Source organism: Paraburkholderia sp. FW306-02-B (genome assembly GCF_058782725.1).
In genome coordinates, this window is the sequence record NZ_JBYSXZ010000002.1 from 1,760,847 (window position 1) to 1,787,146 (window position 26,300).

The 26,300-nt window shown below is 63.8% G+C and carries 24 protein-coding genes; 15 read left to right on the top strand and 9 right to left on the bottom strand.

The annotated features are described in order from the left end of the window. The first annotated feature begins 84 nt into the window (after positions 1 to 84). Complete coding sequence (locus AC3WOG_RS29085; RefSeq protein WP_492581272.1) at positions 85 to 2,370, top strand: LPS-assembly protein LptD; 2,286 nt, start codon at positions 85 to 87, stop codon at positions 2,368 to 2,370. Between the two features lie 32 nt (positions 2,371 to 2,402). On the opposite strand, the gene AC3WOG_RS29090 is transcribed toward AC3WOG_RS29085, so the two are convergent. The 4 genes from AC3WOG_RS29090 to AC3WOG_RS29105 form a co-directional block, all read right to left on the bottom strand. Then, positions 2,403 to 2,900: an Lrp/AsnC family transcriptional regulator gene (locus AC3WOG_RS29090; RefSeq protein WP_064265480.1), complete on the bottom strand. Its 498-nt coding sequence runs from the start codon at positions 2,898 to 2,900 to the stop codon at positions 2,403 to 2,405. 53 nt (positions 2,901 to 2,953) lie between these two features. Then, a complete protein-coding gene (locus AC3WOG_RS29095) occupies positions 2,954 to 4,351 on the bottom strand; it encodes an aspartate aminotransferase family protein (protein WP_492581273.1) in 1,398 nt (465 codons plus the stop codon). Between the two features lie 185 nt (positions 4,352 to 4,536). Further along, complete coding sequence (locus AC3WOG_RS29100) at positions 4,537 to 5,463, bottom strand: 2-hydroxyacid dehydrogenase (protein ID WP_492581274.1); 927 nt, start codon at positions 5,461 to 5,463, stop codon at positions 4,537 to 4,539. A gap of 6 nt (positions 5,464 to 5,469) precedes the next feature. Then, positions 5,470 to 6,351 (bottom strand): GNAT family N-acetyltransferase, encoded by an 882-nt coding sequence (locus tag AC3WOG_RS29105; protein WP_492581275.1) that lies wholly within the window; start codon positions 6,349 to 6,351, stop codon positions 5,470 to 5,472. Between the two features lie 279 nt (positions 6,352 to 6,630). On the opposite strand from AC3WOG_RS29105, the gene AC3WOG_RS29110 reads away from it, so the two are divergent. The 11 genes from AC3WOG_RS29110 to AC3WOG_RS29160 all read left to right on the top strand — a co-directional run bounded on the left by AC3WOG_RS29110 (position 6,631) and on the right by AC3WOG_RS29160 (position 19,419). Then, positions 6,631 to 8,142: an aldehyde dehydrogenase family protein gene (locus tag AC3WOG_RS29110; protein ID WP_492581276.1), complete on the top strand. Its 1,512-nt coding sequence runs from the start codon at positions 6,631 to 6,633 to the stop codon at positions 8,140 to 8,142. A 238-nt stretch (positions 8,143 to 8,380) separates the two neighbouring features. After that, positions 8,381 to 9,049 carry a haloacid dehalogenase type II gene (locus AC3WOG_RS29115; protein ID WP_492581277.1) on the top strand — a complete coding sequence of 223 codons (669 nt, stop codon included), beginning with the start codon at positions 8,381 to 8,383 and terminating at the stop codon, positions 9,047 to 9,049. A gap of 53 nt (positions 9,050 to 9,102) precedes the next feature. Beyond that, entirely contained in the window at positions 9,103 to 10,380 is a 1,278-nt protein-coding gene (locus AC3WOG_RS29120) for an NAD(P)/FAD-dependent oxidoreductase (RefSeq protein WP_492581278.1), read from the top strand. A gap of 68 nt (positions 10,381 to 10,448) precedes the next feature. Beyond that, a complete protein-coding gene (locus AC3WOG_RS29125; RefSeq protein WP_492581279.1) occupies positions 10,449 to 12,065 on the top strand; it encodes an ABC transporter substrate-binding protein in 1,617 nt (538 codons plus the stop codon). A gap of 289 nt (positions 12,066 to 12,354) precedes the next feature. Then, entirely contained in the window at positions 12,355 to 13,308 is a 954-nt protein-coding gene (locus tag AC3WOG_RS29130; protein ID WP_492581280.1) for an ABC transporter permease, read from the top strand. After that, entirely contained in the window at positions 13,305 to 14,252 is a 948-nt protein-coding gene (locus AC3WOG_RS29135; protein WP_492581281.1) for an ABC transporter permease, read from the top strand. The genes AC3WOG_RS29130 and AC3WOG_RS29135 overlap by 4 nt, the downstream gene beginning before the upstream one ends. Further along, positions 14,252 to 16,099 (top strand): ABC transporter ATP-binding protein, encoded by a 1,848-nt coding sequence (locus AC3WOG_RS29140; protein WP_492581282.1) that lies wholly within the window; start codon positions 14,252 to 14,254, stop codon positions 16,097 to 16,099. Before AC3WOG_RS29135 ends, AC3WOG_RS29140 begins: the two co-directional genes overlap by 1 nt. Next, positions 16,096 to 16,410 (top strand): (2Fe-2S)-binding protein, encoded by a 315-nt coding sequence (locus AC3WOG_RS29145; protein ID WP_492581283.1) that lies wholly within the window; start codon positions 16,096 to 16,098, stop codon positions 16,408 to 16,410. Before AC3WOG_RS29140 ends, AC3WOG_RS29145 begins: the two co-directional genes overlap by 4 nt. Continuing rightward, a complete protein-coding gene (locus AC3WOG_RS29150) occupies positions 16,395 to 17,765 on the top strand; it encodes an FAD/NAD(P)-dependent oxidoreductase (protein ID WP_492581284.1) in 1,371 nt (456 codons plus the stop codon). The genes AC3WOG_RS29145 and AC3WOG_RS29150 overlap by 16 nt, the downstream gene beginning before the upstream one ends. Beyond that, on the top strand, positions 17,762 to 18,967 hold the full coding sequence (locus tag AC3WOG_RS29155) for an NAD(P)/FAD-dependent oxidoreductase (protein ID WP_492581285.1): 1,206 nt from the start codon (positions 17,762 to 17,764) through the stop codon (positions 18,965 to 18,967). Before AC3WOG_RS29150 ends, AC3WOG_RS29155 begins: the two co-directional genes overlap by 4 nt. After that, entirely contained in the window at positions 18,964 to 19,419 is a 456-nt protein-coding gene (locus AC3WOG_RS29160; RefSeq protein ID WP_492581286.1) for a helix-turn-helix domain-containing protein, read from the top strand. The genes AC3WOG_RS29155 and AC3WOG_RS29160 overlap by 4 nt, the downstream gene beginning before the upstream one ends. On the opposite strand, the gene AC3WOG_RS29165 is transcribed toward AC3WOG_RS29160, so the two are convergent. After that, complete coding sequence (locus AC3WOG_RS29165; protein WP_492581287.1) at positions 19,390 to 20,361, bottom strand: LysR family transcriptional regulator; 972 nt, start codon at positions 20,359 to 20,361, stop codon at positions 19,390 to 19,392. The two genes, AC3WOG_RS29160 and AC3WOG_RS29165, sit on opposite strands and share 30 nt — an antisense overlap. A gap of 134 nt (positions 20,362 to 20,495) precedes the next feature. On the opposite strand from AC3WOG_RS29165, the gene AC3WOG_RS29170 reads away from it, so the two are divergent. From AC3WOG_RS29170 to AC3WOG_RS29180, 3 genes are all read left to right on the top strand, one after another. Further along, entirely contained in the window at positions 20,496 to 21,224 is a 729-nt protein-coding gene (locus AC3WOG_RS29170; protein ID WP_492581288.1) for an HAD-IA family hydrolase, read from the top strand. A 217-nt stretch (positions 21,225 to 21,441) separates the two neighbouring features. After that, entirely contained in the window at positions 21,442 to 22,023 is a 582-nt protein-coding gene (locus AC3WOG_RS29175; protein ID WP_492581289.1) for a hemerythrin domain-containing protein, read from the top strand. Between the two features lie 124 nt (positions 22,024 to 22,147). Next, positions 22,148 to 22,495 (top strand): hypothetical protein, encoded by a 348-nt coding sequence (locus AC3WOG_RS29180; protein WP_492581290.1) that lies wholly within the window; start codon positions 22,148 to 22,150, stop codon positions 22,493 to 22,495. Between the two features lie 177 nt (positions 22,496 to 22,672). On the opposite strand, the gene AC3WOG_RS29185 is transcribed toward AC3WOG_RS29180, so the two are convergent. From AC3WOG_RS29185 to AC3WOG_RS29200, 4 genes are all read right to left on the bottom strand, one after another. Continuing rightward, positions 22,673 to 23,065 (bottom strand): hypothetical protein, encoded by a 393-nt coding sequence (locus AC3WOG_RS29185; protein WP_492581291.1) that lies wholly within the window; start codon positions 23,063 to 23,065, stop codon positions 22,673 to 22,675. A gap of 73 nt (positions 23,066 to 23,138) precedes the next feature. After that, complete coding sequence (locus AC3WOG_RS29190) at positions 23,139 to 23,807, bottom strand: RraA family protein (protein ID WP_492581292.1); 669 nt, start codon at positions 23,805 to 23,807, stop codon at positions 23,139 to 23,141. Then, positions 23,804 to 24,844: an amidohydrolase family protein gene (locus tag AC3WOG_RS29195; protein WP_492581293.1), complete on the bottom strand. Its 1,041-nt coding sequence runs from the start codon at positions 24,842 to 24,844 to the stop codon at positions 23,804 to 23,806. Before AC3WOG_RS29195 ends, AC3WOG_RS29190 begins: the two co-directional genes overlap by 4 nt. Before the next feature lie 49 nt (positions 24,845 to 24,893). After that, positions 24,894 to 26,216 (bottom strand): MFS transporter, encoded by a 1,323-nt coding sequence (locus tag AC3WOG_RS29200; RefSeq protein ID WP_492581294.1) that lies wholly within the window; start codon positions 26,214 to 26,216, stop codon positions 24,894 to 24,896. Between the last annotated feature and the right edge of the window lie 84 nt (positions 26,217 to 26,300).

The following is a 26,300-nucleotide window of genomic DNA, read 5'->3' on the forward strand; positions in this document are numbered from 1 at the left end:
GTCTGCCATCCTTTCCGAAACTTATCTGTTTTGATACTACGCGGTGTATTTCGACGCCTACGCTTAAGGCCTCTCATTTCGTTCATGCTGGGTACGGCTGGATGCGTGCCGCTTGCCGGATATGCGCAACTGGTTGGCGCGTCTGCGATCCCGGAACCGCTCGACGGCGTCTGGAGCCTGCGGTTCGAGCCGCAACTGACCGAGCAACCCTTACGGGCGGGCGACAAGCCCGCTACTTCGGTCGTGGCCGATTCGGTGACCACCACGACCGGCACGGACGTTTCGCTGAAGGGTCACGCGCAACTGCGGCGGTACGCGTCGATCGTCAAGGGCGATGCGCTGCACTACGACGTCGACGGCGATAAGGCCGACGCTTATGGGCAGGTGCGGTTGGTCGACAATGGCAATGTGTTCGATGGACCCGACGCGCATTTTTACGTCGAAGCGAACGAAGGCTACATCAGCGTGCCCAAGTACCGGTTTCATCTGACCGGAGGGTGGGGTAGCGCTCAACGCGTGGATCTGGTCGACAACGAGCGCACTGTCGTTCATCACGGTACGTATAGCACCTGCCAATGCGAGTCGGATCCCGCGTGGTATCTGAAGGCGTCCGAATTCGACATCGATAGCGGCAACGACGAGGGGATCGCGCACAATAGCGTGCTGTTTTTCCAAGGTGTGCCGCTGCTGGCGAGTCCGTGGCTGTCGTTTCCATTGTCCGGTGCGCGGCGCAGCGGCTTCCTGCCGCCGACGTTCTCGATCAGTTCGACCAACGGCGTCGACGTCGCGCTGCCGTACTACTTCAACCTCGCACCGAACTACGATTTAACCTTGACGCCTCGCAGCATGTCGAAAAGAGGCGAGATGTTGACGGCGGACTACCGCTATCTGCAGCCGAACGATTCGGGGTCGATCTCGGTCGCATGGCTGCCGCACGATGCGATCACCAGAACCGACCGTTACTCGATTGCGCTGAATCAGAACTGGAACCTCGGCTCGGGCTTTGGCGCCTACGTCAACTACAACCGGGTCTCGGACTCGACGGTGGTGACCGATCTCGCGTCGGGTGTCGCGTTCCCGACGGGTTCCACCACGCTGTATCAGCAGGAAGCGGGTCTGACTTACTCAAACGGGCCGTGGAGCGTGCTGGCTCGCGAGCAACGTTGGCAAGCTTTTACAAGCGACTCGACCTATAACCGCGAACCGCAGGTCAATGTCCGTTATGCGCGCTACAACGTAGGGGGTTTCGACTTTGGCGCCGAGGCGGATGCGACGCGCTTCACGATCTCGTCGGCCGATGCGACGCAAGGCAGCCGTTTCGTTTTCAACCCTTACGTCAGCTATCCGATCGAGCGTCCGGGCTGGTTCATCACGCCGAAGCTCGCATGGCATTTCGCCGCGTATGACCTGACGTCGATCGGATCGGATGCGCCTGCCGGGCAGCCGAAGACGTTCGACGTCAACGTGCCGACATTCAGCCTCGATTCGGGCATGCGTTTCGAACGAAGCGTGCGGATCTTCGGGCAGTCGACCATCCAGACGCTCGAACCGCGGCTGTTCTATGTGTACACGCCTTACCGCAACCAGTCGTTCGCGCCGTTGTTCGATACGGCGACGGCCGATTTCGGGCTGGCGGAACTGTTCATGCCCAATAGCTTCGTTGGCAACGACCGGGTGTCCGATGCCAACCGCGTCACGGCTGCACTGACTTCGCGTTTCATCGATCCTTCGAGCGGCGACGAACGGGCCCGTTTCGTCCTTGCGGAGCAGTACGACTTTCGCACGCCGCGCGTGACCCTCAACACAGACGACGCAATTGGCACCGTTGCGCGCACGAGTGTGATCGGCGGCGCGTCGTACAAGCTGGGCCAGGGTTTTTCAGCGGAACAGGCGGTGGAGTACAGTCAGGCTAACCACTACCTCACGCATGCGGAAGCCGGCTTTGGCTGGTCGCCGGCCGCACGGCAGGTGTTGAATGTCGCGTATCGCTACACGCGCGCCAACAGCACGCTCGACTATCAACCGGTCAATCAGTTCATCGTGTCCGAACAATGGCCGCTATCGCACAACGTGGTCAGTGTCGCGCGTGTCAATTACGACATGAGCGCCCATCGGCTGATCGCAGGTTTGCTGGGACTTCAATACGACGCGGATTGCTGGTCGCTCGGCGTCGCGTTCGAGAAGTACACCAACGCCACCAGTTCGACCACGTCGCCCAGCACCGGCACGCGTGTGTTGATGCAACTCCAGCTCAAAGGCTTTTCGCAGGTCGATAACGGTTTGCTCAATCAGTTTCGCGCGAGCGTGCCGGGTTATACGCCGGCGACAACGGAAAGCGCACCGGCATCCCGGTTCAGCGATTATCCATAACGGGTGCCGGCTATCGTGTGGCGGGGCGGGTACTAGTTGTGGTTCTGCGAGAACAGCGTTTCGAGCGGGTAGTGGCTCTTCACGAACGGCGATTTGATGATCACGTAGCTGAAGTATTTCTCGATGCCGATATCGCGCTCCAGCAAGCCTTCAACGATGCTCTGATAGTGGCTCACGCTGCGCGTGACGAACTTCAGCAGGTAGTCGTAGCCGCCGCTCGCCAGATGGCACTCGACGATCTCGTCGACGTCTTTGATCGCATTCACGAACTTGATGAAATCTTCCCGCCGATGATCGGCGAGCGTGACTTCGGTAAACACGATCTGCACGTCGCCGAGCTTTTCGAGCTGGATCTGCGCACCGTAGCCGATGATGTAGCCGGCTTTCTCCAGACGCTTGACGCGGATCAGGCAAGGACTGGGCGAAAGGCCGACCGCGTCGGCAAGCTCGACGTTCGTTATGCGGCCTTTCTTCTGCAACTGTGAAAGTATGCGCAGGTCAATCCGGTCCAGCTTGCAGTCGCTGCTCATCGTAACGTTATCGCTCCGGCGATGGATGAATGGGTCTCTAAGAATCCTCTACTCTAGCACGCAGCGACATGGCTTTTGTCCTTAAGCGCGGCCCGGACATCGGCTTGCGCGAGAACGTCGTCGAGGGTCTTTTCGAGTCTCTCGAACATCAGATCGAACTCCGCCTCGGTGTACGACAGCGCCGGTGCAAAGCCGAGAATATTGTCGCCAAACGCGCGGAAGATCAGGCGGTTTTCATACGCGGCGGCGGCGATCCGATCGGACAGTTTCAACGACGGATCGAAGCCCGCTTTGCTGTCTTTATCCGCGACGAGTTCGAGCGCGCCGAGCAGGCCGCGGTGGCGCGAGTCGCCGACCAGCGGATGCGCGAGCAGCGCGTCCAGGCCCCGGGCGAAACGCGGGGCGCGCGCCACGCCGTTGGCGAGCAGGCCACCTTCGTGATACAGCCGCATCACTTCGAGGCCGATTGCCGCGCTGACCGGATGCGCCGAGTACGTGTGGCCATGACCGACGATCGCCTCGGCGTCGCCGTCGGCGATGCCCTGGTAGATTTCGTCGGACATCAGCACCGCGCCCATCGGCGCATAGCCGGCGGTCAATCCTTTCGCCACGGTCATCAGATCCGGTTCGACGTTTTCGGCCTGGCACGCAAACAGCGGACCGGTGCGGCCGAAGCCGGTGATGACCTCGTCGGCGACGAACAGAATGCCGAGCTTGCGGCAGGCTTCACGCATCGCTTTCAGCCAGCCGACCGGCGGCACGATCACGCCACCCGAGCCCTGAATCGGTTCGCAGAAGAAGGCCGCGACATTGTCCGCGCCGAGCTCCGCCACCTTCGCTTCGAGGGCGGCGACCGAGGCGGCGATCAACGCGGCGTCGTCGGCGAAACGATTGCGGTACGCGTACGGCGACGGCAGATGATGCTGGGTCGGCAACGGCAGATCGAAGTTCCGATGGAACGCCGGCAATGCGGTAAGCCCTGCGCCCATCGACGATGAACCGTGGTAGCCGCGCTGCAACGCGATGATGTGTTTCTTCGACGGCCGCCCCGTCGCGTTGAAGTAATGCGTGATGAAACGAATCGCGGAGTCGACTGCGTCCGAGCCGCCGAGCGTGAAGTACACGTGCTGCAGCGAAGCGGGCGACACCTCGACCAGCTTCTCCGCCAGTTCGATCGCCGGCGCCGAGCCGAAGTGAAAATAGCCGGTCGCGTAGGGCAGTTTCTTCATCTGCTCGGTGGCGGCCTCGACGATGCTCTGCTGGCCGTAGCCCACGTTCACGCACCACAGGCCGGAGAAGGCGTCGAGCAGTTCGTTACCTGCCGCGTCGCGCAGAAACGCGCCGCTGGCGGATTCGAGGACAGTGACGCCACGGGCTTCGTGCGCGCGGTAGTTGATGACCGGGTGAATCAGATGCTTGCGGTCGGCTTCGATAAGCGAATGAATCGGCATGGTGGTTTCTCGTCGCGGAAGAGGGCTGTTGACCGTTCCATACTACTGACCTGCGACGATTGCCCGCTCAGCTAAACAATTGCCTGAAAAGCGCGCGCGACGCGTTTTGCTGCACGTGCTTAGCATTTTCTGCTGCGGACACTGAAAAGCGGACCCGGCCCGGCCATGCCGTGCTCAAGGTGGCTTCAATATCCCTGGGTCCGGTCGACCTGACCGACCATCGGCAGGCCTTCGCGATGCCGGCGCAGATTATCGAGCACCACGTCGACGGCGGTTTCGGGCCGCGTCGCGCTGGCGATATGCGGCGTGATCCGCACGCGCGGATGCACCCACAGCGGATGACCGGCGGGCAAGGGCTCGGGGTCGGTAACGTCGAGAATCGCGTTGTGCAGCTGGCCGTTGTCCAGCGCCGCGAGCAGGTCCTGCTGATTCAGATGCGGTCCGCGTCCCGTTTGGATCAGCGACGCACCGCGCGGCAGCTTCGCGAATAACGCTGCGTCGAGCAGGCCGCGTGTGGCGGGCGTCAGCGGCAGCAGGCAGATCAGAATATCGGTGCGGGCGAGAAAATCGTCGAGCGCGCTTTCGCCCGCATAGCAATCGACCCCTTCGATCTCGCGCGGCGAGCGGCTCCATCCCGCGCACGCGAAACCGAACAGGCGCAGCCGTTCCAGCGCCGCGGTGCCGAGCACACCCAGTCCCAGCACGCCGATCCGGCGTTCGTTCGCCGGCTTCAGCGGCTGTTCCCGCCAGACCTGCTGCTGTTGCTGAAGACCGTAGTCGAACAGATCGCGATGAATCGTCAGCACGGCCTGCGTGACGTATTCCACCATCCCTTCGACAATCCCCGGTTCGATCATCCTCACGACCGGCACATGCGCCGGCACGCCCGACAAGTCGAACTGATCGATGCCGGCCCCGACCGAAAACACGACTTCGAGATTCGGGAAGGTGCGGGTGGGATCGTCAGGCGGCTGCCAGGCGGCGAGGTAGCGGATCGCGGCCGGGTCGCCGAGATCGGGCCAGATATGAAACGGCAAGTCCGGCGCCTTTTGCGCGAACAGTTTGGCCCATTGCGCGCCGCGCGCCGGGTCGGCTTTATAAAGGAAGGCCATGATGAATCAGCAGATCGCCTGGTTGATGATGCCGAACTGCAGATAAGCGGCGTCCTTGCCGAGGCTGTTTGTGTTGGGCACGCCGTCCGGCGCGGCATGGCGGACCATTTTCACGACCGTATCCACGCGCGGCAGCCCCAGTTGTTCCAGCCATTCGGTCAGCCCGCTCTCGCCCGGCGTATCGATCCGCACGAACACGCCTTCGTTGAGCGCCAGCCAGTGGCTGATCAGCGCCTTGGCGCGGCTCGAATCCGCCGACGCGGGCGTGACCACCGGTCCGATCGCAAAACCCCGGCCGAAGCGGCGAAACAGGGCGAAGCCGACGAGTTCGCCGTCGCGGTCGAGCGCGATGCCGTCAGCGGCGCTCAACAACGCGGGCAACACTTCGCTGCGGTCCAGCCCGCTCGCCTGCGACGCCAATTCCACCAGCCGCGCCGTGTCGCTCGAACCGAGCGGGCGCAGACGCTCGCCCGGCGGCAGCGAAACGAGGGGCGGCTGGAACGCTGCGCCCTGATGCTGGTCTAGCGTGCCGACCGCGCGAAAGCCGAGCTTTTCGTACAACGGCTGGCCCGCTACGGTGGCATGGAGGAACGTGACCCGGCTGCCGAGTTCTTCCAGCACCCGCTCCATCAAGCTCCTGCCGATGCCGCGCCCTTGCTGCGCGGGCGACACGATTACCATCCCCAGCGAGGCCCGGTCCGCCCCGAACTTCCAGCACAACGCCGTGCCGATCACCCCGCTCGCGTCTTCCGCGACGAAACCGATGCCGAGTTGCGCGACGAACCTCCAGTCGTCCGCGCGATGCGGCCATTTCAGTTCGACCGTGAGCGCGTGCGCGGCGGCGATATCGTCGTTGGTGAAGCGTCTGTAGGTAATCGGTTCGGACACGCCGTACTCCCTGAATGGCTGAAGACTTACGCCGTCACTTTGTCATCCGGCGCGCAGTGTGACTAGGACGATCTTTTTATCACGGGCGTTCGCAAGCCCCGCAGCGAAGTTCAATGCAAAACGCCTGGTCCAGGCGTTCATAACAGGCGTGTTCTGCTGAACGGGGATTTTTGTCGGCGACATATGCCGCGCTCGCGGCCCTACGATTTCGTTATGCCGGCGGCGTCGTCCAGACGCGCTGCCCGAGCCCATCGGCAAGCCACTCAGGAAACCTTTCTCATGGACAGTTTCAATCCGGACGACGTCGCGATTCGCAGCGGGCATTTCATCGGCGGCCAATATGTCGACGAAGACGCGCGTAGCGGCGATCGTCGCATCGAGGTGGCGCGCCCCTCGGACGGCGTGATCTACGCATCCGTGCCGCTCGCCGGCGCCGAAATGGTGGATCGTGCGGTCGAGAATGCGTGGCAGGCGTTCCGAACCAGCGGCTGGGCGCGGATGGCGCCGCGCGAGCGCGCCAGAATCCTGCGCCGTTTCGCCGACCTGGTCGAAGCCGACGCGACGGCGCTGGGCCGCCTGGAAGCGCTCGGCTCGACCCGCCCGATCAGCCAGGCGATCGGCTGGGACGTGCCGTTCACCGCCGAGGGCATCCGTTTCTACGCGGAGTTCGCCGACAAGCTGGGCGGCGACGTGGCCGCGACCGACCACGATCATCTCGGCATGACGATCGCCGAGCCGTACGGTGTGATCGGCGCGATCGCGCCGTGGAATTTCCCGCTCGTGATGGCGTCGTGGAAGATCGCGCCCGCGCTGGCGGCGGGCAACGCGGTCGTGCTCAAGCCGTCCGAGATGACGCCGTTTTCGGTTCTGCGGCTCGCCGAGCTGGCCGTGAAGGCGGGCGTGCCGGCCGGCATCTTCAACGTGGTGCAGGGCGACGGGCGCGTGACCGGCGACGAGCTGGTGCGTCATCCGAAGATCAGCAAGGTCACCTTCACCGGCTCCACCCGCACGGGCGCCGCAATCATGGCGGCCTGTGCCGGCAGCGGCACCAAGCCGGTCACGCTGGAGCTGGGCGGCAAGAGTCCGCAAATCGTTTTCGCCGACGCCCCACGGCTCGACGACGTGGCGCGCCGCATTGCCGGCGCGATCACCGGCAACGCCGGACAGGTCTGCGTGGCGGGCTCGCGGCTGCTGGTCGAGCGAAGCCTGGCGGACCCGCTGGCCGAGCGCATCGGCAAGATTTTCGCCGAACTGAAGCCCGGTGCGACGTGGACGGCGGGCACCACGCTCTCGCCGATCATTTCCGCGCCGCAGGCGGCGCGCATCGAAGGCATTGTCGGGCGCACCCTGGAAGCGGGCGCGACGCTGCGCTACGGCGGCGTGCGGGCCGACGGCGGGGCCGCTGGTGCCGCTGGTGCCTTAGCCGGCGCGTTCTACACGCCGACGCTGCTCACGAACGTCACGGCCCACTCCGAGGCCGTGCGCGAGGAAGTGTTCGGCCCGGTGCTGACGTTGCAAACCTTCGACTCCGAAGAAGAAGCGCTCGCGCTCGCCCAGCATCCCGAGTACGGCCTCGCTGCGGGCGTGCACACAGCCGACCTCGGCCGCGCACTGCGCTTCGTGCGAGGGCTCGAGGCCGGCACGGTGTGGGTCAACCGCTACGGCCGCACCTCGGACTTCATGATCCCTACGGGCGGCTACAAGCGCTCCGGCATCGGCAAGGACCTCGGCCGCCAGGCCTACGAGGCGAATCTGCGCTTCAAGAGCGTGCTGATCGATCTGCGGCCCTGACGGTTGCCCTGGCGATTACCCTGAGCGGGCCGCCAAGCCAGCACGGACGGGCCTTTCCGCCCGACCGCCGCAGACTCTGCTGTGCGACGGCCTCAAAACGAATGTTTTGTGTCACCGGCGGCGTTCGAATCAGGAACATCTATGTTTTTGCGCTGATTAAATCTTTCACAGGAATGAGCTTTCCCTGTTTTCGCCACTGAACTCGCAGCGAGTTCATCTCAACGATAGGACTGACACCATGATCGAATTCGAACCGAAATACATCACCTTCGATTGCTACGGCACCCTCACGAAGTTCCGCATGGCCGACATGACCCGCGCAATGTTCGGCCACGTACTGAACGCCGACGATCTGGAGAAACTCGTCGCGTTCTACGCGGGCTATCGCCGCGACGAAGTGCTCGGCGCATGGAAGCCGTATCGCGACGTGGTCGTCAACGCGTTGCGCCGTGCCTGCAAGCGTATGAACGTCGAGTTCGATGAAGTGGAAGCAGAGAAGATCTACACGGCCGTGCCGACCTGGGGTCCGCATCCGGACGTGCCGGAAGGCCTCTCGCGTCTGGCGAAGAAGTACAAGCTGGTAATCCTGTCGAACGCCTCGAACAACCAGATCCAGAGCAACGTCGACAAGCTCGGCGCACCGTTTCACGCGGTCTTCACGGCCGAGCAGGCGCAGTCGTACAAGCCGCGCATGCAAGGCTTCGAATACATGTTCGACCAGCTCGACTGCAATCCGGAAGACGTGCTGCACGTGTCGTCGAGCCTGCGCTACGACCTGATGACCGCACACGACCTGGGCATCAGGCACAAGGCCTTCGTCAACCGTGGCCACGAACCGTCGACGCCGTACTACCAATACTACGAAGTCAACGACATTCCGCATCTCGCCGCGGAACTCGGCCTGTAAGCGCTGTTTGCACATCCACCGCCACGCTCATTGCCTGATCAAGGACAGACCGGATGAAGCTCGACTCCTATTGGCTCGACACCGCGCCGCCGCTACTCTCGGCGTGTGAAGGTCCGGTCGACGGCCAGACCGACGTGGTCGTGATCGGCGGCGGCTTTACCGGGCTGTCGGCGGCCCAGGCGCTCGGGCGGCGCGGCGCATCGGTGACGGTGCTCGACGCCGGGCGCATCGGCGGCGGCGCATCCGGCCGTAACGGCGGGCAGGTCAATACCGGCGTCGCGCAGGATTTCGTCGCGCTGGTCGCGCAACTCGGCGTGGAGCGGGCGAGCGAATGTTATCGCGCGTATTCGGATGCGGTCGACACCGTCGAGCGTCTGATTCGCGAAGAAAACATCGATTGCAATTATGCGGCCACCGGCAAGCTGAAACTGGCGTCGAAGCCGCATCACCTGGCGCATCTGGAGAAGACCGCGGAACTGATCCGGCGCGAAGTCGATACGGATATCGAACTGATCGGCCGTGAGCGGATTCGCAGCGAAATCCAGTCGGACAGTTTTCACGGCGGACTGCTGCAACGGCATGGCGGCCAGATGCACATGGGCAAGTTCACGGTCGGTCTTGCCGATGCCGCGGTCCGCCGCGGCGCGAAGCTCTACGAGAACGCCGCGGTCTCCGCGATCGTCAAGGACGGCAGCGGTGGCTACCGCGTCGCCTCGGCGCGCGGCGAAGTGCGCGCGAAGCAGGTGCTGATCGCCACCGGACCGTCGCGGCATGGGCCGTTCGGCTGGTACCGGCGGCGTCTCGCACCGGTCGGTTCGTTCATCGTCGTGACCGAGCCGCTGCCGCCGGAACTGCTGGCGCAGGTGTTTCCGAACCGGCGCGCGTACACCACCACACGGCTGATGCACAACTACTTCCGCGTGACACCCGATTCACGCCTGCTGTTCGGCGGCCGGGCGCGCTTCACGGCGTCCGAGCGGCCGTCCGACGCGAAGAGCGGCCGGATTCTGCAGCAAGGTCTTGCCGGGATGTTCCCGATGCTGGCGAACGCCCGCATCGATTACTGCTGGGGCGGTCTGGTGGATATGACCGCCGATCGTCTGCCGCATGCCGGCCAGCATGACGGCATTTACTTCTCGATGGGCTACAGCGGCCACGGCACGCAGATGTCGACGCATATGGGCCAGGTGATGGCCGAGGTGATGGACGGCCACGAAGAGCGCAATCCGTGGCGCGCGTCCGAGTGGCCCGCCATTCCCGGCCACACCGGCAAACCCTGGTTCCTGCCGCTGGTGGGGACGTATTACCGCATCAAAGACATTTTTTATTGAGTCCTCGTTGTTTATTTGTAAGTCAAAACCACGCAACCATCCCTGCAACCCTCGCGGAGAATCGTTCGATGAATAAGGAAAACTCGCAACATGGCGCTGTCCAACTCGACACCGGGTTGGAGCAGTTGACGGCCAAAGGCGCCTCGCGGCGCGACGTGCTGCGCGCGATGGCCGCCGCCGGCATGATGTCGGTGACGGGCGCCGGCTTGCTCGCCGCGAGCGGCGCGGCGTTTGCTCAAGCCACGCCGAAGCAGGGCGGCAAGATCCGGGTGGCGACGCAGTCCGCGTCCGCAGCCGATACGGTCGATCCCGCGAAGGGCGCGCTCGGCACCGACTACGTCCGTTGCAACATGTTCTACAACGGCCTGACCGAGCTCGATTCGCATCTGGGCGCGAAGATGGCGCTCGCACAATCGCTGGAAACGAAAGATGCGACGGTGTGGGTCGCCAAGCTGCGCACCGGCGTGCAGTTCCACGACGGCAAGTCGCTCACGCCCGCCGACGTGGTGTATTCGATCATGCGGCACAAGGATCCGGCGACCGCATCGAAAGCGAAGACGCTGGCCGATCAGATCAAGGAAGTGAAGGCGACAGGCCCGAACGAAGTGACGATCACGCTCGCGGGTCCGAACGCCGATCTGCCGGTGATTCTCGCCACCTCGCATTTCCTCATCATCAAGGACGGCACCACGGACTTCAAAACGGCGGTCGGCACCGGCCCGTTCAAGGTCAAGGAATTCTCGCCGGGCGTGCGCACGGTCGGTGTGAAGAACGAGAAGTACTGGAAGCCGGGCCTGCCGCACCTCGACGAAGTCGAATTGATCGGCATCGGCGACGAATCCGCACGCGTGAACGCATTGCTCTCGGGCGACGTGCAACTGATCAACGCGGTAAGCCCGCGCTCGACCGCCCAGATCAAGGGCGCCGGCGGTTTCGCCGTGCTGGAGACGAAGACGGGCGAGTACACCGACCTGATTGTTCGCGACGAAGGCGGCATTACCGGCAACGACGATTTTCGTCGAGGCATGATGTACCTGCAGGATCGCGAGCAGATGCGCCGCGCGATCTTCCAGGGCTACGGCGCGATCGGCAACGACCAGCCTATCGATCCGACCAACAAGTACTACCTGGCCGGTTTGCCGCAGCGCACTTTCGATCCGGACAAGGCGAAGTTCCATTTCCAGAAGGCCAAGGTCGGCAGCACGCCGATCCAGATCTTCGCGTCGCCGGCGGCGGAAGGATCGGTTGAAATGGCGATGTTCCTTCAGCAGGTGGCGCCGCAAGCCGGTCTGAATCTGCAGGTGTCGCGCGTGCCGTCCGACGGCTACTGGTCGAACCACTGGATGAAGCATCCGCTGGGTTTCGGCAATATCAACGCGCGTCCGAGCGCCGACGTGATCTTCACGCAGTTCTTCAAGTCCGACGCGCCGTGGAACGAAGCGAACTGGAAGAGCCCGAAGTTCGACCAGATGCTGGTCGCGGCCCGCGGCGAACCGGACGATGCGAAGCGTAAGAAGATCTACGGCGACATGCAGGTGCTGGTGCATGAAAACGGCGGCGTCGGCATTCCGCTGTTCCAGAGCTCGCTCGATGCCTACACGACGAAACTCAAGGGCCTCGGCTCGATTCCGCTGGCCGGCCTGATGGGCTTCATGTTCGCGGAAAACGTCTGGCTCGAGGCTTGAGTTTCGGCACCTGCGCTTCGACGCCTGAGCTGCATGAAGGAAGAGTTTCCAGTCCGATGGACTGGAAAGTCAAACCCGGCAATACGCACGCCACTTTGGTGGCGTGCGGTTTTAACCGCAACTATGCATGGGACCAGAGTAAGCGCTGAAGCGCTAACTCTGGTCGACCGCAACTATGCATGGGACCAGAGTAGGCGCTAAAGCGCTAACTCTGGTCGACCGCAACTATGCATGGGACCAGAGTAAGCGCTAAAGCGCTAACTCTGGTCGACACAGGAGGCGACTCTCGATGAAAGCACACGCGCAACGACTCATCGCCGCGCGCCTCGGCCTCGCGCTGCTTACGCTGCTGCTGGTCTCGGCGATCGTGTTCGCCATCACCGGCCTGCTTCCCGGCGATGCCGCGCAACAGGCGCTCGGCCAGGCGGCGACGCCCGAAGCCGTGACGGCATTGCGGCATCAGTTCGGACTCGACCAGCCGGCGCTGCAACGCTACTTCGAGTGGCTCATTCATATTGTCAGCGGCAACTTCGGCACCTCGTTGTCGAACAACCTGCCGGTCAGCCAGCTGATCGCCACGCGCCTGCCCAACTCGCTGGTGCTCGCCGGGCTGACGTCGCTCGTCTCGGTGCCGGTCGCGTTGCTGATCGGGATTGCGTCGGCGATGTTCCGCGGCTCGCTGCTCGACCGCGCGCTCAATGTGCTGACGTTGTCGACGGTTGCCGTGCCGGAATTCCTGGTCGCGACGATCGCCGTGCTGATCTTCGCCGTCAAGCTGCGCTGGCTGCCCGCGCTGTCCTATCTGTCGGAAGTGCATTCGTTCGGCGCCTTGCTGCGGATCTACGCGATGCCCGTGATGACGCTGTGCTGCGTGATCGTCGCGCAGATGGCACGTATGACGCGTGCCGCGATGCTCGATCAGCTCAATTCGTCGTACGTGGAAATGGCTGTGCTCAAGGGCGCCTCGCCGGTGCGCGTGGTGCTGCGGCATGTGCTGCCGAACACCATCGGCCCGATCGCCAACGCGGTGGCCATGAGCCTGTCGTATCTGTTCGGCGGCGTGGTGATCGTCGAGTCGATTTTCAACTATCCCGGTCTCGCGAGCCTGATGGTCGACGCCGTCACGAACCGCGACATGCCGCTCGTCCAGGGGTGCGTGATGGTGTTCTGCGCGGCGTATCTCGCGCTCGTGCTGATCGCGGACCTGTGTCAAATCGTATCCAACCCGAGGCTGCGTCAATGATGAGCCGACCTACCAACCCCCACGTGCCCCACGCCGGCACGGAACTGTACGACGTGAGCCGCGACGAGCTCGTCGTCGAGCCGCCGGTAGCGGACGCGGCAGCGCTGCAACAAGGCGTGTTCAAACGGCTGGTTCACCGCTTCTCCGTGCTGGGTCTGATCGGCCTCGCGCTGGTGGCATTCTGGCTGATCGTCGCTTTCATCGGGCCGCTGGTCGCGCCGTACAAGGGCGGTGCGCTCACCTCGACGGAGATTTTCGGCACCTACAGCGCGGCCTATCCGCTCGGCACCGACTATCTCGGCCGCGACATGCTGAGCCGGATTCTCTACGGCGCGCGCTACACAGTCGGCCTCGCGCTGGCGGCGGCCGTGCTTGCCAGCGTGATCGGCACGTTTTTCGGGCTGCTGGCGGCCGTGTCCGGACGCTGGGTCGACGAGATCCTGAGCCGCCTGTTCGACGCGATCATTTCGATTCCGAGCAAGATTCTCGCGCTTGTCGTGATTGCCGCGTTCGGTTCGTCGATCCCGATGCTGATGACCGTCGCCGCGCTGGCCTATATCCCCGGCGCCTTCCGTATTTCGCGCTCGCTGGCGGTGAACCTGATGGGCCTCGAGTACGTGCAGGTGGCGCGAGCGCGCGGCGAGGGGATCTTCTACATCGCGCGTGTCGAAGTGCTGCCGAACATGATCCATCCGATGCTCACCGATTTCGGCCTGCGCTTCGTGTTCATCGTGCTGCTGCTTAGCGGGCTGAGCTTCCTCGGCCTCGGCGTGCAACCGCCGAACGCCGACTGGGGTTCGCTGGTGCGCGAGAACATCGGCGGCTTGTCCGAGGGCGCACCCGCCGTGCTGATGCCGGCCGTCGCGATCGCGACGCTGACCATCGGCATGAATCTGCTGATCGACAACCTGCGGCGCCGTGGCCGTGGTCAAGGAGGTGCGTGATGGCGGCTCACGACATGATTGAAGTGAAGGGCCTGCGAGTCGTCGCGGGTGCGGCGCCGGGTCCCGTGACCGAAATCGTCAAGGGTGTCGATTTTTCGGTGAAGAAGGGCGAGGTGCTCGCGCTGATCGGCGAGTCCGGCTCGGGCAAGACGACCATCGCGCTGTCGCTGCTCGGCTATGCGCGCGCTGGGTGTTCGATTAGCGGCGGTTCGGTGCGAGTCGGCGAGGTGGAGGTGCTGTCGCTCGACACGAACGGCCGTCGCGCGTTGCGGGCGCGGACCGTGGCGTATGTCGCGCAGAGCGCGTCGGCCGGTTTCAACCCGGCGCGCACGATCATGGATCAGGTCACCGAGCCGGCCTTGCTGCATCGCCTGATGACAAAAGACGCTGCGCGAGCCAAGGCGATCGGCCTGTTCCGCGCGCTGGCGCTGCCCGCGCCGGAGACGATCGGCGATCGCTATCCGCACCAGGTGTCGGGCGGGCAGTTACAGCGGCTGATGGCCGCGATGGCGCTGATTACCGATCCGGCTGTCGTCGTGTTCGACGAGCCGACCACCGCGCTCGACGTCACCACGCAGATCGAAGTGCTCGCGGCGTTCAAGAAAGTGGTTCGCGAACTCGGCACAACCGCTGTGTATGTTTCGCACGATCTCGCGGTGGTCGCGCAAATGGCCGACCGCATTGTCGTGTTGAACGGCGGCGCGGTGAAGGAGAACGGCGCGGTCGCGCAAGTGCTCGACGCGCCCGTCGATGCTTACACGCGCCAGCTGCTCGCCGCGACACGCCGCCCGGAAATGGAACTCGACACGCCGGGCGGTAAGACCGGCCGCGCGCTGCCGCCGCTGCTGGAAATTCGCGGCCTCGCGGCGGGTTACGGACGGCTGGACAGCGAGGGCCTACCCGCCGTGCGGGTGCTCGACGACGTCAGTCTGTCGATCCCGCGTGGCCGCACGCTCGGTGTAATCGGCGAATCCGGCTCCGGCAAGACGACGCTGGCGCGGGTGGTAGCGGGCCTCGTCGATCGCGCCCGCGGCGAGGTTCTGTTCAACGGCAAGCCGCTGCCCGCGCAACTGTCGCAGCGCACGCCGGAGCAGTACCGGCAGATCCAGATTGTGTTCCAGAACGCCGACACCGCGCTGAACCCGAGCCATTCGATCGCCGATATCCTCGGCCGGCCGCTCGCCTTTTATCACCATCTGAGTGGCTCGGCCGCGAAGAAGCGCATGCTGGCACTGCTCGATCTGGTCAAGCTGCCGGCATCGATCGCGACACGCACGCCTGCGGGTCTGTCCGGCGGTCAGAAGCAGCGCGTGAATCTGGCGCGCGCACTTGCCGCCGATCCCGCGTTGATCCTGTGCGACGAGGTGACGTCCGCGCTCGATACCGTGGTCGGCGCGGCGATCCTCGACTTGCTGGGTGAATTGCGGCGTGAACTTGGCGTGTCGTACATGTTCATCAGCCACGACATCTCGACCGTGCGCGCGATCTGCGACGAAGTGATCGTGCTGTACGCGGGGCGTCGCGTGGAAGCCGGGCAGCGCGACGTGCTCGCGGCGCCGCCGTATCACCCGTACACGGAGCTGCTGGTCGATTCGGTTCCCGCGCTGAAGCCCGGCTGGCTCGACGCGCGCCGCGAGATCGGCGCGGCCGCCTTGCCGCCGCTGGGGCCGAATGCCGACATCCCCGAGTTGTGCTCGTTCAGCGCGCGCTGTCCGGTGCGAATCGACGGGATGTGCAATCTGACGCCGCCGTCGCTGAAGAAGCTGGCTTCGGGCGCGGAGATTCTTTGCCATCATCCGGCGGCCGAATTGAACCGCTTGCAAACCGCGGAGGCGACCCCGGCATGAACGGACGATTTGTGCGGGTCGCGGAGACGGGCCGCAAGACCTTTCCGATCACGGTGGATGGTGTCGTGCAACAGGCCGCCGAGGGCGACACGCTGATGGTCGCGTTGCTGACCGGCGTGACCACGTTGCGCGACTCCGAATTCGGCGACGGCCGCCGTGCCGGGTTCTGCCTGATGGGCGCGTGTCAGGACTGCTGGGTCTGGACGGCGGCAGGCGAGCGCGTTCGCGCCTGCAGTACGCCCGCCGTGCCGGGCATGTCGATCGTCACGAAGCTGGCCGAGGCCGGGGAGGGCATATGGCCCCGCGTGTAGTCATCATCGGTACCGGCCCGGCGGGTGTGCGCGCCGCGCAGGCGCTGGTCGAAGCGGGGCTGCGGCCGACGGTCATCGACGAAGGCCGGCGCGACGGCGGCCAGATCTACCGGCGGCAACCGGAAGGGTTTTCGCGCAGCTATGAGACGCTGTACGGCACCGAGGCTGCGCGCGCCGCCGCGTTGCATCAGAGTTTCGATGCGCTGAAGGGCAAGCTCGACTATCTGCCGGAGACGCTGGTCTGGAACATCACGCCGAACACCGTGCATCTGGTGAGCGGCACGCAGTACCGGACGCTGGCGTTCGATTCTCTTATCGTCTGCAGCGGCGCGACGGACCGGTTGATGCCGGTCAAGGGCTGGCATCTCGCCGGCACCTACAGCCTGGGCGGCGCGCAGGTCGCGCTGAAAGCGCAGGGCTACGCGATCGGCGCACGCACCGTGATGATGGGCAGCGGCCCGCTGCTGTATCTCGTCGCCGCGCAATACGTGAAGGCAGGCGCGCAGGTGGCCGCGGTGCTCGATACGTCGACGTTCATCCAGCGCGTTGCCGCGCTGCCTCGCCTGCTGGCGATTCCGTCCGCGCTCAGAAAGGGTATTGCGTTGACACGCGTACTGGCGCAGGCGCGCGTGCCGGTTCATCGCGGCGTGCAGCCGATCGAAATCAAAGGTTCGCCGCAAGACGGCGTGAGCGGCGTCGAAGTCGCGTTGCAGGGCGGCGAGCGCTTCGAGCTCGCGTGCGAGGCCGTCGCGCTCGGTTATCACCTGCGGCCCGAAACACAGCTTGCGGACCTCGCGGGTTGCCGGTTTCTGTTCGACGAACGTACCCAGCAATGGCTGCCGCAAATCGACACGGACGGCCGCAGCAGCCTGAAGGGCATCTACCTGGCGGGCGATGGCGCACGGGTTCGCGGCGCGGACGCCGCCGAGCGTTCGGGCCGCCTGGCAGCGCTCGCGGCGATGCACGACCACGGCATGCGGGTCGAAGGCGTCGAGCGCTTGCGCGCCGAACTCGCCCGCTTCACGCGCTTTGCCGCGGGTTTGCGGGAAGCCTTTCCGTGGCCGGCGAAATTCGCCGCGTCGATCCCGGACGAAACAATCGTCTGCCGCTGCGAGGCGATTACCGCGGGCGAGTTGCGCCGCGTTGTGCGTGAGACCGGTGCGCAGGAGGCCAATCGGGCGAAGGCGTTTTCGCGCGTCGGCATGGGCCGCTGCCAGGGGCGCTATTGCGGCCACGCGGGCGCTGAGGTGATCGCGGCGGCGGCGTCGGTGCCGTTGGCCTCGGTGGGACGGCTGCGCGGGCAAGCGCCTGTCAAGCCGTTGCCCGTGGCGCTCGTCGAGGAGGTGAGCGAATGAGCGCGACGAACGCAACGAACGCGACGAACGCGGTGAACGCGGTGAACGCAACCGAAGCCGACGTGATCGTGATTGGCGGCGGCATCATGGGAACGAGCACCGCATTTTTCATGCGTCAGCGCAACCGTTCGGTGATTCTGCTCGAACGTGGGCTCACCGGCCAACAGGCGAGCGGTGTGAACTTCGGCGGGATTCGCCGGCAAGGCCGTGCGCTGCCGCAACTGGCGATGGCGAACCGCGCGCTGCGGACCTGGCACCGCTCCGCGGCGCTGCTCGGCGAGGACATCGAGTTCCTGCCGTCGGGCCATACGCGCGTGTGCTACCACCGGAAGGACGTGGAGAATATCGACCAGTACGCGATCGACGCGCGCGCGTATGGTCTCGAGCTCGAAGTGCTGCGCGGCGAAGCGATGTTCCGGCGCTTTCCGTTCCTTGGGCGCGAGGTGCTGGCGGCGTCGATTTCGCCGCTCGACGGCCACGCCAACCCGCGTCTCGCCGCACCGGCGTTCGGCCGCGCAGCTGCACGTCTCGGCGCGCGGATCGTAGAGAACACCGAGATCGTCCGGGTCGAAAAGGACGGCGACCGGTTCCGCGTGGAGAGCGCGCGCGGCGACGTCTATCGCGCGGCGCAACTGGTGATCTGCGCGGGCGCCTGGGCGAACCGGCTTAGCGAGCAGTTCGGCGAATCCGTGCCGCTCACCGCGAGCGGGCCGCAGATGGCCGTCACGGAGCCGGTGCCGTACGTGTTCAGGTCGTCGATGGGAGTCTTCACGTCGGTGAAGGAAGAGAGCATCTATTTCCGCCAGATTCCGCGCGGCAACATCATTCTCGGCGGCGGTCCCGGTGGCCCGGCGGATGCCGCCACGTCTCGCGCTTCGGTCGTGCCGCGCAACACCGTGCGTCAGCTGGCGCAGCTGCGCCGCCTCGTGCCCGCGATGGCGCCGCTGCATGTGATTCGCGTCTGGAGCGGGGTGGAGAGCTATCTGCCGGACGGCGAGCCGGTGATCGGACCGAGCAGCAAGGTGGACGGCCTGTACTACGCGTTCGGCTTCTGCGGCTCGGGTTTCCAGATCGGCCCGGGGGTAGGCGAGACGCTGGCCGAACTGGCCGACACAGGCAGCACGCCGATTCCGCTCGACGCGTTTTCCATCGCGCGTTTTGCGAAGCGCCCGGCCGCCCATTCCGAAATCGCGACGTCATGAAACAGTCCATCACGCTCAATGCTGCGCGGGCATTTATCGAAGCGCATTTCGCGGAGCCGGTGACGCTCGCGCAGCTTGCCGAGTTGTCCGCGCTCAGCGTTTCGCGGTTCGCGACCGTGTTCCGCCAGCAGTACGGATCGTCGCCGTACCGGTATCTGTGCGGCTTGCGGATTCAACGCGCGCAGACGTTGTTGCTCGAAGGCGTGCCCGGCTCCGTCGTCGCGACCGAGGTCGGCTTCTTCGATCAGAGCCACTTCGGCCGCCATTTCAAACGATGCTGCGGCATGACGCCCAGCATGTTTATCGAGCGCGCGGCGGCGAATACGGCGACGCATGGTGGCACGCAATCCGTTTCCAGCATGAAGCGCGCAGCGAGAGCAACGAGAGCGGCGTCGCCAGTTGTCTCGATGAATACCGAGCGCTCAGCCGAGCACCAGTCCGGTTTTTTTTAGCGCGGCGCGGATGCCGAGCGCCGGGTACGTGCGATCGACCGTGTGCATATCCGCCCGCGTTTCTTCGATGATCCAGTCGCGCAAGCTTGCCACGATCGGCCGCATCGGCCGATGGGGGGGCGACACGACACAGAAGCGCCGGTTCGTCACGATGATTTCGTTTTCGGCCGGCAACAGCGCGCCTTCGCACAACCAGTGCGCCACCACGTTGAGCCAGCCGAGCGCGACGCCCTGGCCGAGCAGCGCGGCCTGCACGACGATCGCGTAGTCGTTGAAACTCAGCATGTGTGCCGCACGCCGCCGATGTTCCGCGAACGCCGTGAAGCGCTCGTGCCAGCCGCGCTCTTCGTCGTCCATGACGATCACCGTGTCGCCCTTTTCGCGGCCGGCTTCCTGCTGCATCTGTACGTAATAGCGATGGTTGCAGACGGGCAGCAGCGTCTCGGGCATCACGAGCGCGCTGTTGGCGTCGAATTCCTCTTCCTTCAGGAAACGCATGCCGAGATCGACGTCGACGAGCGGGCCGCCGATGCGCCCCGAAATCAGCTGGAAGCGCAGATCGATCGACGGGAACGCCTGATTGAGGCGATTCAGCCGCGGCATCAGCCAGTGCGTGGTGAACGCCGTGGATACCGATAGCGTGACGGTTTCCACACCGGTGGCGCGCGCTTCGATTTCGCGGATCGCGTCTTCTATTCCGCCAAATCCCTCGCTGATCTTGCGGTAGAGGATCTTGCCGTTTTCCGTCAGTTCAATCCCGCCGCGCACTCGCTCGAACAACTGCACGCCGAGATGATCTTCCATGCGCGCGAGCATTCTGCTGACGGCCGGCTGACTGACGTACAACTCCTGCGCCGCGCGCGTGAAATTGCCACAACGGGCGGCGGCTTCGAAGACGAACAATGCGTTCGCGCTGGGTAGTTTTCTGCGGAGACTAGGCATAACTTCATGTTATGCCAGGTCCAACAATTAGGGAATTGCTGTCAATAAGATCGCCCCGTATATTTTTGTGAAACGCGCGGTAGTGCGGTGCGTCATTCACTGAACATGACTTACGGACTTCAAAGGATTACGAAATGAAACTGACTCAATTCAAAGTTCTGACTTTCGACGTTGTCGGTACGCTGATCGACTTTGAAAGCGGGGTTCTCGCCTCGGTGCGCCGGCTTGGCGGCAACGCGGCAAAAGATCTGACCGATGACCAGATCTTTCAGCCCTACATGCGTGGCCGCGAAAAGCATCCGGGCCGTTCGAGCAAGGAGATGGCGAATGTTTACTTGTCGCTCGCAAAAGAGTTGGGCCTGCCCGACGACGCGCAAACCGCCGCGGCATTCCAGCGCGATGTGCTCGACTGGCCGGCCTTCAGCGATTCGGTCGATGCGCTCAAACGCCTGCGCAAACATTTTCGCCTGGTGGCCATGACGAACGCCGATCGCGTGGCGCTTTCGTCCTACGCCTATACGCTCGGCGATCCGTTCGACGATACCGTGACGTGCGACGAGACCGGTGTCGCCAAACCCGATCCGCAATTCTTTGCGTACAACCGTGGACGCCAGGCGGCGTTCGGCTACAAGTTCGGCGAGATCCTGCATACGGCGCAGAGCCAATATCACGATATCGGCGTGGCGACCGGACTGGGTTATTCGACGTGCTGGATCGAACGCCGGCAAGGTATGAAGGGTTTCGGCGCGACGCCGACGCCTTCCGGGGTCACGACGCCGACGTTCAAATTCGCGACGATGGCGGCGCTTGCCGATGCGGTCGAGGCGGAAGCGCGCGTTGCCGGCTATCCGCAATCCAGATAAGCGGTTGCCAGTTCATCCGATCGACGGGAGCCGACCCCATGCGCCACCATGTCCGCACAGCCGTTGATCTCCATCAAGGCAGTGGTGTTAGTGCGCTTTGATGTCGAGCGGAGGATGACTAGCATTAAGGTATCGGCGCAGCTTCCTGCTCATGCGGCTGGTGTGAAGCAGTAAATCGATTCGCCAATGCTTTTCATGTACCGCTGCGGAGTGTGATATGCAGTCTCTGGGACCGCGTAGTGCCATAACCGTCATCCTTCATGAACACGAGCAGATGTCGAACGTGGTAGAGGGCATGCGGCGCTTTGTGAGTCTCCTGGCAGCAGGTGCGCCCGTACCGGGCCTGATGGTGCTTCGGGCGATGCTTTATTACATCCGTGAGTACCCTCAGCAGGTGCACCATCCTAAAGAGGATCGTTACCTGTTCACGCCGCTGCGGGATCGGACGGATGAATTTGACTACGTCCTTACGGAACTGGAGTCCCAGCACGCTCGAGGCGATATGAAGTTGAGAAATATCGAGCACGCGCTGACCCGGTATGAATTGAAGGGTGCCCCTGCACTTCGGGAGCTGCGAGCCGTGGTGGAAGAGTATGCAGAGTTCTATGCAGACCACCGGTGTATGGAAGAGACGTTGATTTTGCCGGCCGCCAGACGTCTTTTGACAAACGAAGACTGGGCGGAAGTCGATGCCGCCTTTGGAGCAAATCGTGATCCGTTCGACGGGGTAAAACTTGAAGACGATCTCGGCAAATTATTCTCGATGATCGTCAAAACGATTCCGGAGACGGAAAGTTAGCAGTTCGGCTGCGCTTTTCGATGAGCGGCCGGTCACGCGATGCAAACGCGGATCAGCAGGATCCGTGGCCGCGCAACTAAACAAAAAGTTTTTTTGAGCACAAAACGCCGGCGCAGGAGGGGATATGCAAGCTGCTCGTCACTTTCACCTGGAACTGCTGCACGCAAGCGTGCCGACCTATGTTGCCAGTTACCTCTTTCCGATCCTGTTGCTGGTATATGAGGTGCATAGGGTCGGCAGGTGGATCTTCGATTACGTGATGAACTTCGCGAACTTCAGGTTCATGGGTTACGAGTTTCTGCTGATGCTTGTGTTCGTTGCGCTCCAGGTCGTTTTTGAAGGCATTTTCCTGATTGGGGCGTGGATGAGCCGGGATCACGATTTCGAACATCGGGTCGCGAATCTCCTCGCAGGCCTCGGCTGTTCGCTAGTCGTCATCGGTTTCGACCTGGCTTTGCAATACGTGCTGTAGCGCGAGTTCTGCGGGGCTAGCCAGGTCCGCTATCAGCAACGCCGACTGTCCCGTTAGGGGCGCGCAACAAGCCTGAGCAATCTCGGCCGGTCGGTGATCGCGCGGGCGCCAGACGTGTTTCGATTCCCGTCTACAAGGGTTGGGGGCCGCGGCAAAGTATCTCGACCGCTCAACCCGTCACAGAGGAACGTCTTGAATCAAGGCTGATTGCACGGCGCGGATCCTGCGATCGACGAAGTATCCGCCGCCTTCGGTATAACGCAAATAGAGACGGCTGCAGTGTGAACATTCCCACACAGCACAACGGTTGTAGGGAAAGTAACGCGGCGCGATGGGCGCATCGGCAGACCAGTAACTCGTTTTTCCCGGCAGGAACTCGCTGAAGCTGGGCTCGGGATCGTCATCCGATACGAGCGTGCCGATCTCACGAAACTGTGTCTCGTCTCGGGAAAGCGGCTGGGATTGCCAGCCGTCCAACGAAGTTCGCATACAGCTGCATGACGCACTGGCGGCACTTTCAGCACGCTTCGCGCGTTCGATGAGGGTTGAAGCGTCTAGATGTTCCGGCATGACGGACCGATTCTGTTCAGGGTTGAGTGGATGATGCCGACGCGACGCAGAATAACAGGCGCTCGCCCGCACGTCAGCCATTCATCATCCGGTCGCGGTGCGGAATCACCCATGAACGATCGAAGCAACCGTCGACGATCGAACTTAGCGCCGCGGCTTCCTTCGCGGCCTGGCGCCGCGCGCCTTCGATCACCGTTTCCACGTCGCCGATCGGAATCGCAAGCAAGCCGTCCTCATCGCCGACGATAACGTCGCCAGGATGGACGACCATCCCGCCGACGGTCACCGGCACGTTGATCTCCCCCGGGCCGTTCTTGTATGGGCCACGGTGCGTGACAGCACGTGCGTACACTGGAAAATCGCGTCTCCGTATCGCGCCGACGTCGCGGATCGCGCCGTCGATCACCAGACCCTGCACGCCCAGGCTCTCCGCGAAACTGGCCATGATGTCGCCCATCAACGCCTGCGTGAGTTCCCCGGCGCCGTCGATCACCAGCACATCTCCCGGCCTGCAAAAGTCGAATGCGCGATGAATCGCCAGATTGTCGCCGGCCCGCGTGCGCACCGTGACCGCGGTTCCGGCCATCGGCTTCGGTTGATGAAAGGGACGCAGGCCGACCATGCCGCTCGCGCGGGCCATGTTGTCGCTCAGAAGCGAGACCGCCAGCTCACGCAGGGCCTCGAGCGTGGCGGCGCTCGCTTGCGGTGCGGACTCGTATTCACGCCATCCGATCGGATTCATATCGCAGCACCTTCCGCTGAAAATTGCAGTTCGAGTTGACGCGACAAGCGCCCATACACCGCGCGGGCGTTGTCCTCATAGATACGCTGCCGGTCCGCGGGGCTGAGCCAGGCGATGGCGTCGATATAGCGTCGCGTGTCGTCGTAGTAGTGCCCGGTTTCGGGATCGATGCCCTGGACCGCGCCGATGGTCTCGGACGCAAACAGGATGTTCCCGACCGGTATGACCTTGGCGAGCAGCTCGGCGCCCGGCTGGTGATAGACGCAGGTGTCGAAGAACACGTTCTTTAACAGGTACTCGTCGAGCAGCGGCCGCTTCATGTCCTGCGCCAGCCCGCGATAGCGTCCCCAGTGATACGGCACCGCGCCGCCGCCGTGCGGGATGATGAAGCGCAGCGTCGGGAAGTCCGCGAACAGATCGGCCGTCAACAGTTGCATGAACGCGGATGTGTCGCCGTTGATGTAGTGCGCGCCCGTTGCGTGGAAATTCGGATTGCACGACGACGAGACGTGAATCATCGCCGGCACGTCGAGCTCCACCATCGCTTCGTAGAGCGGATACCACGAGCGGTCGGTAAGCGGTGGCCCTGCCCAATGTCCGCCGGACGGATCGGGGTTCAGATTGCAGCCGACGAAACCCAGTTCTTCCACGCAGCGCCGCAACTCGGCGATGCAGTTGGCGGCCGGCACGCCCGGCGCTTGCGGCAATTGGCAGACGGCGGCGAAGTTGCGCGGAAAGAGGGTGCACACGCGGTGCACGAGGTCATTGCATGCGCTCGACCAGGATGCGTTGGCATCGGCGGTGGCGAGGTGATGGCCCATGCCGGCCGCGCGCGGCGAAAAAATCGTCAGGTCGGTGCCGCGCTCGCGCTGGATTCGGAGCTGGCCTGTTTCGATGCTTTCGCGAATCTCGTCGTCGCTGATAACCGGCCGCGGTGGCGGCGGCACGCCGTCCTGCAGGGCGGCAACCTGCTTCGCGCGCCAGGCCTCGTGCTGTGGCGGTGAGGTCGTGTAGTGACCGTGGCAATCGATGATCATTCCTGGATATCCGTTGTCTGTCGGCGTTGCGATTGAATTGCGATTGAAGTCAGGTCCGCGGCGCTGGGTCGGCGGCCGCGAGCGAGGCTGTCTCGTCCTCGGCCGGCGTGACGCGCATGACCAGCGCGATGATCGTCGCGACCACCAGAAAAGCCGCGATCGTCAGCAGCGCCAGCTTGAAGTTGCCCGTCGCATTGCGCACGAGCCCGATGCTCCATGGCCCGACCAGGCCGCCGAACTGCGCGACGGTATTGATGAGCGCGATCGTTGCAGCGCCCGCTGCGCCGGTTCTGAACGACGACGCGAGGCTCCAGAACAACGGGTTGCCGGCGTAGATGAACAGCCCGGTCAGGCATAGCAGCACGTAAGCGATGACCGGGTTTGGCGCGTAGGCGCTACCCGCTATCGCCAGTGCGCTCATGCCGTACACGAACGCAAGATGCTTCTTGCGGTCACCGGTGCGATCGGAACTGCGGCTGATCACGAACGTTCCCAACACGCCCAGCAGCGGCGGCGCGGCCGATAGAAAGCCGACTTCGAGGTTGCTCAGGTGGCCGAGGCTTTTGACGATCTGCGGCAGCCACAGGAACAGGCCATAAATACCGACCAGCGCACAGCCGAACAGGCACGCCAGGCTCCATACGCGGATGTCGTTCGCCACCCGCAGCAGCGAGAAATGAGCCTGTCCGCCAAGCGCTTTGCGCTCGGCCTCGAGGGTCGACTCGAGCCAGCGTTTTTCGTCGTCGGCGAGCCAGCTTGCATCGGCGGGGCGCTCGGTCATGATGCGCAGCGTGAGCAGGCCCAGCAGCATCGCCGGCACGCCTTCGAGGATGAACATCCACTGCCATCCCTGCAAACCGAGGATGCCGTTCGCGTAGGTCATCAAGGCCGTCGAGATCGGACCGCCCAGCACGGCCGAAAACGAGCCGGCGACGATGTAGCCGCCCACCGCGCGGGCCCGATAGCGCACCGGAAACCACTTGGTCAGATAGACCGCCACGCCCGGCAGAAAGCCGGCTTCCATCACGCCCAGCAGAAAGCGCAAAACGTAGAAGCTCGAATCGTTGAAGACAAAGGCGGTCGCCGCGGCCACCGCGCCCCAGGTGAGCAGGATGCGGGCGATCCAGCGACGCGCGCCGACGCGATGCAGCAGCAGGTTGCTCGGCACCTCCAGCAGCATGTAGCCGACGAAAAAGATGCTGCCGGCGAAACCGAACACGGCCGGACTGAAGCCCAGTTGCCGGTTCATGTCGAGTGCTGCGAAGCCGATGTTGATCCGGTCCAGATAGTTGAAAAACATCATGGCGAAAAGCAGGGGCATGAGCCGCCCGTACACTTTTCGCATGGTCGCCGCTTCGTCGAAATGGGTCATGCTGTCTCCTGCCTTGCAGGCAACGGCTGTGGCCGTTGCCGCGTTCTTGTCGTCTGACCGCCGGATCGTTGCCGGCAGTTCCTC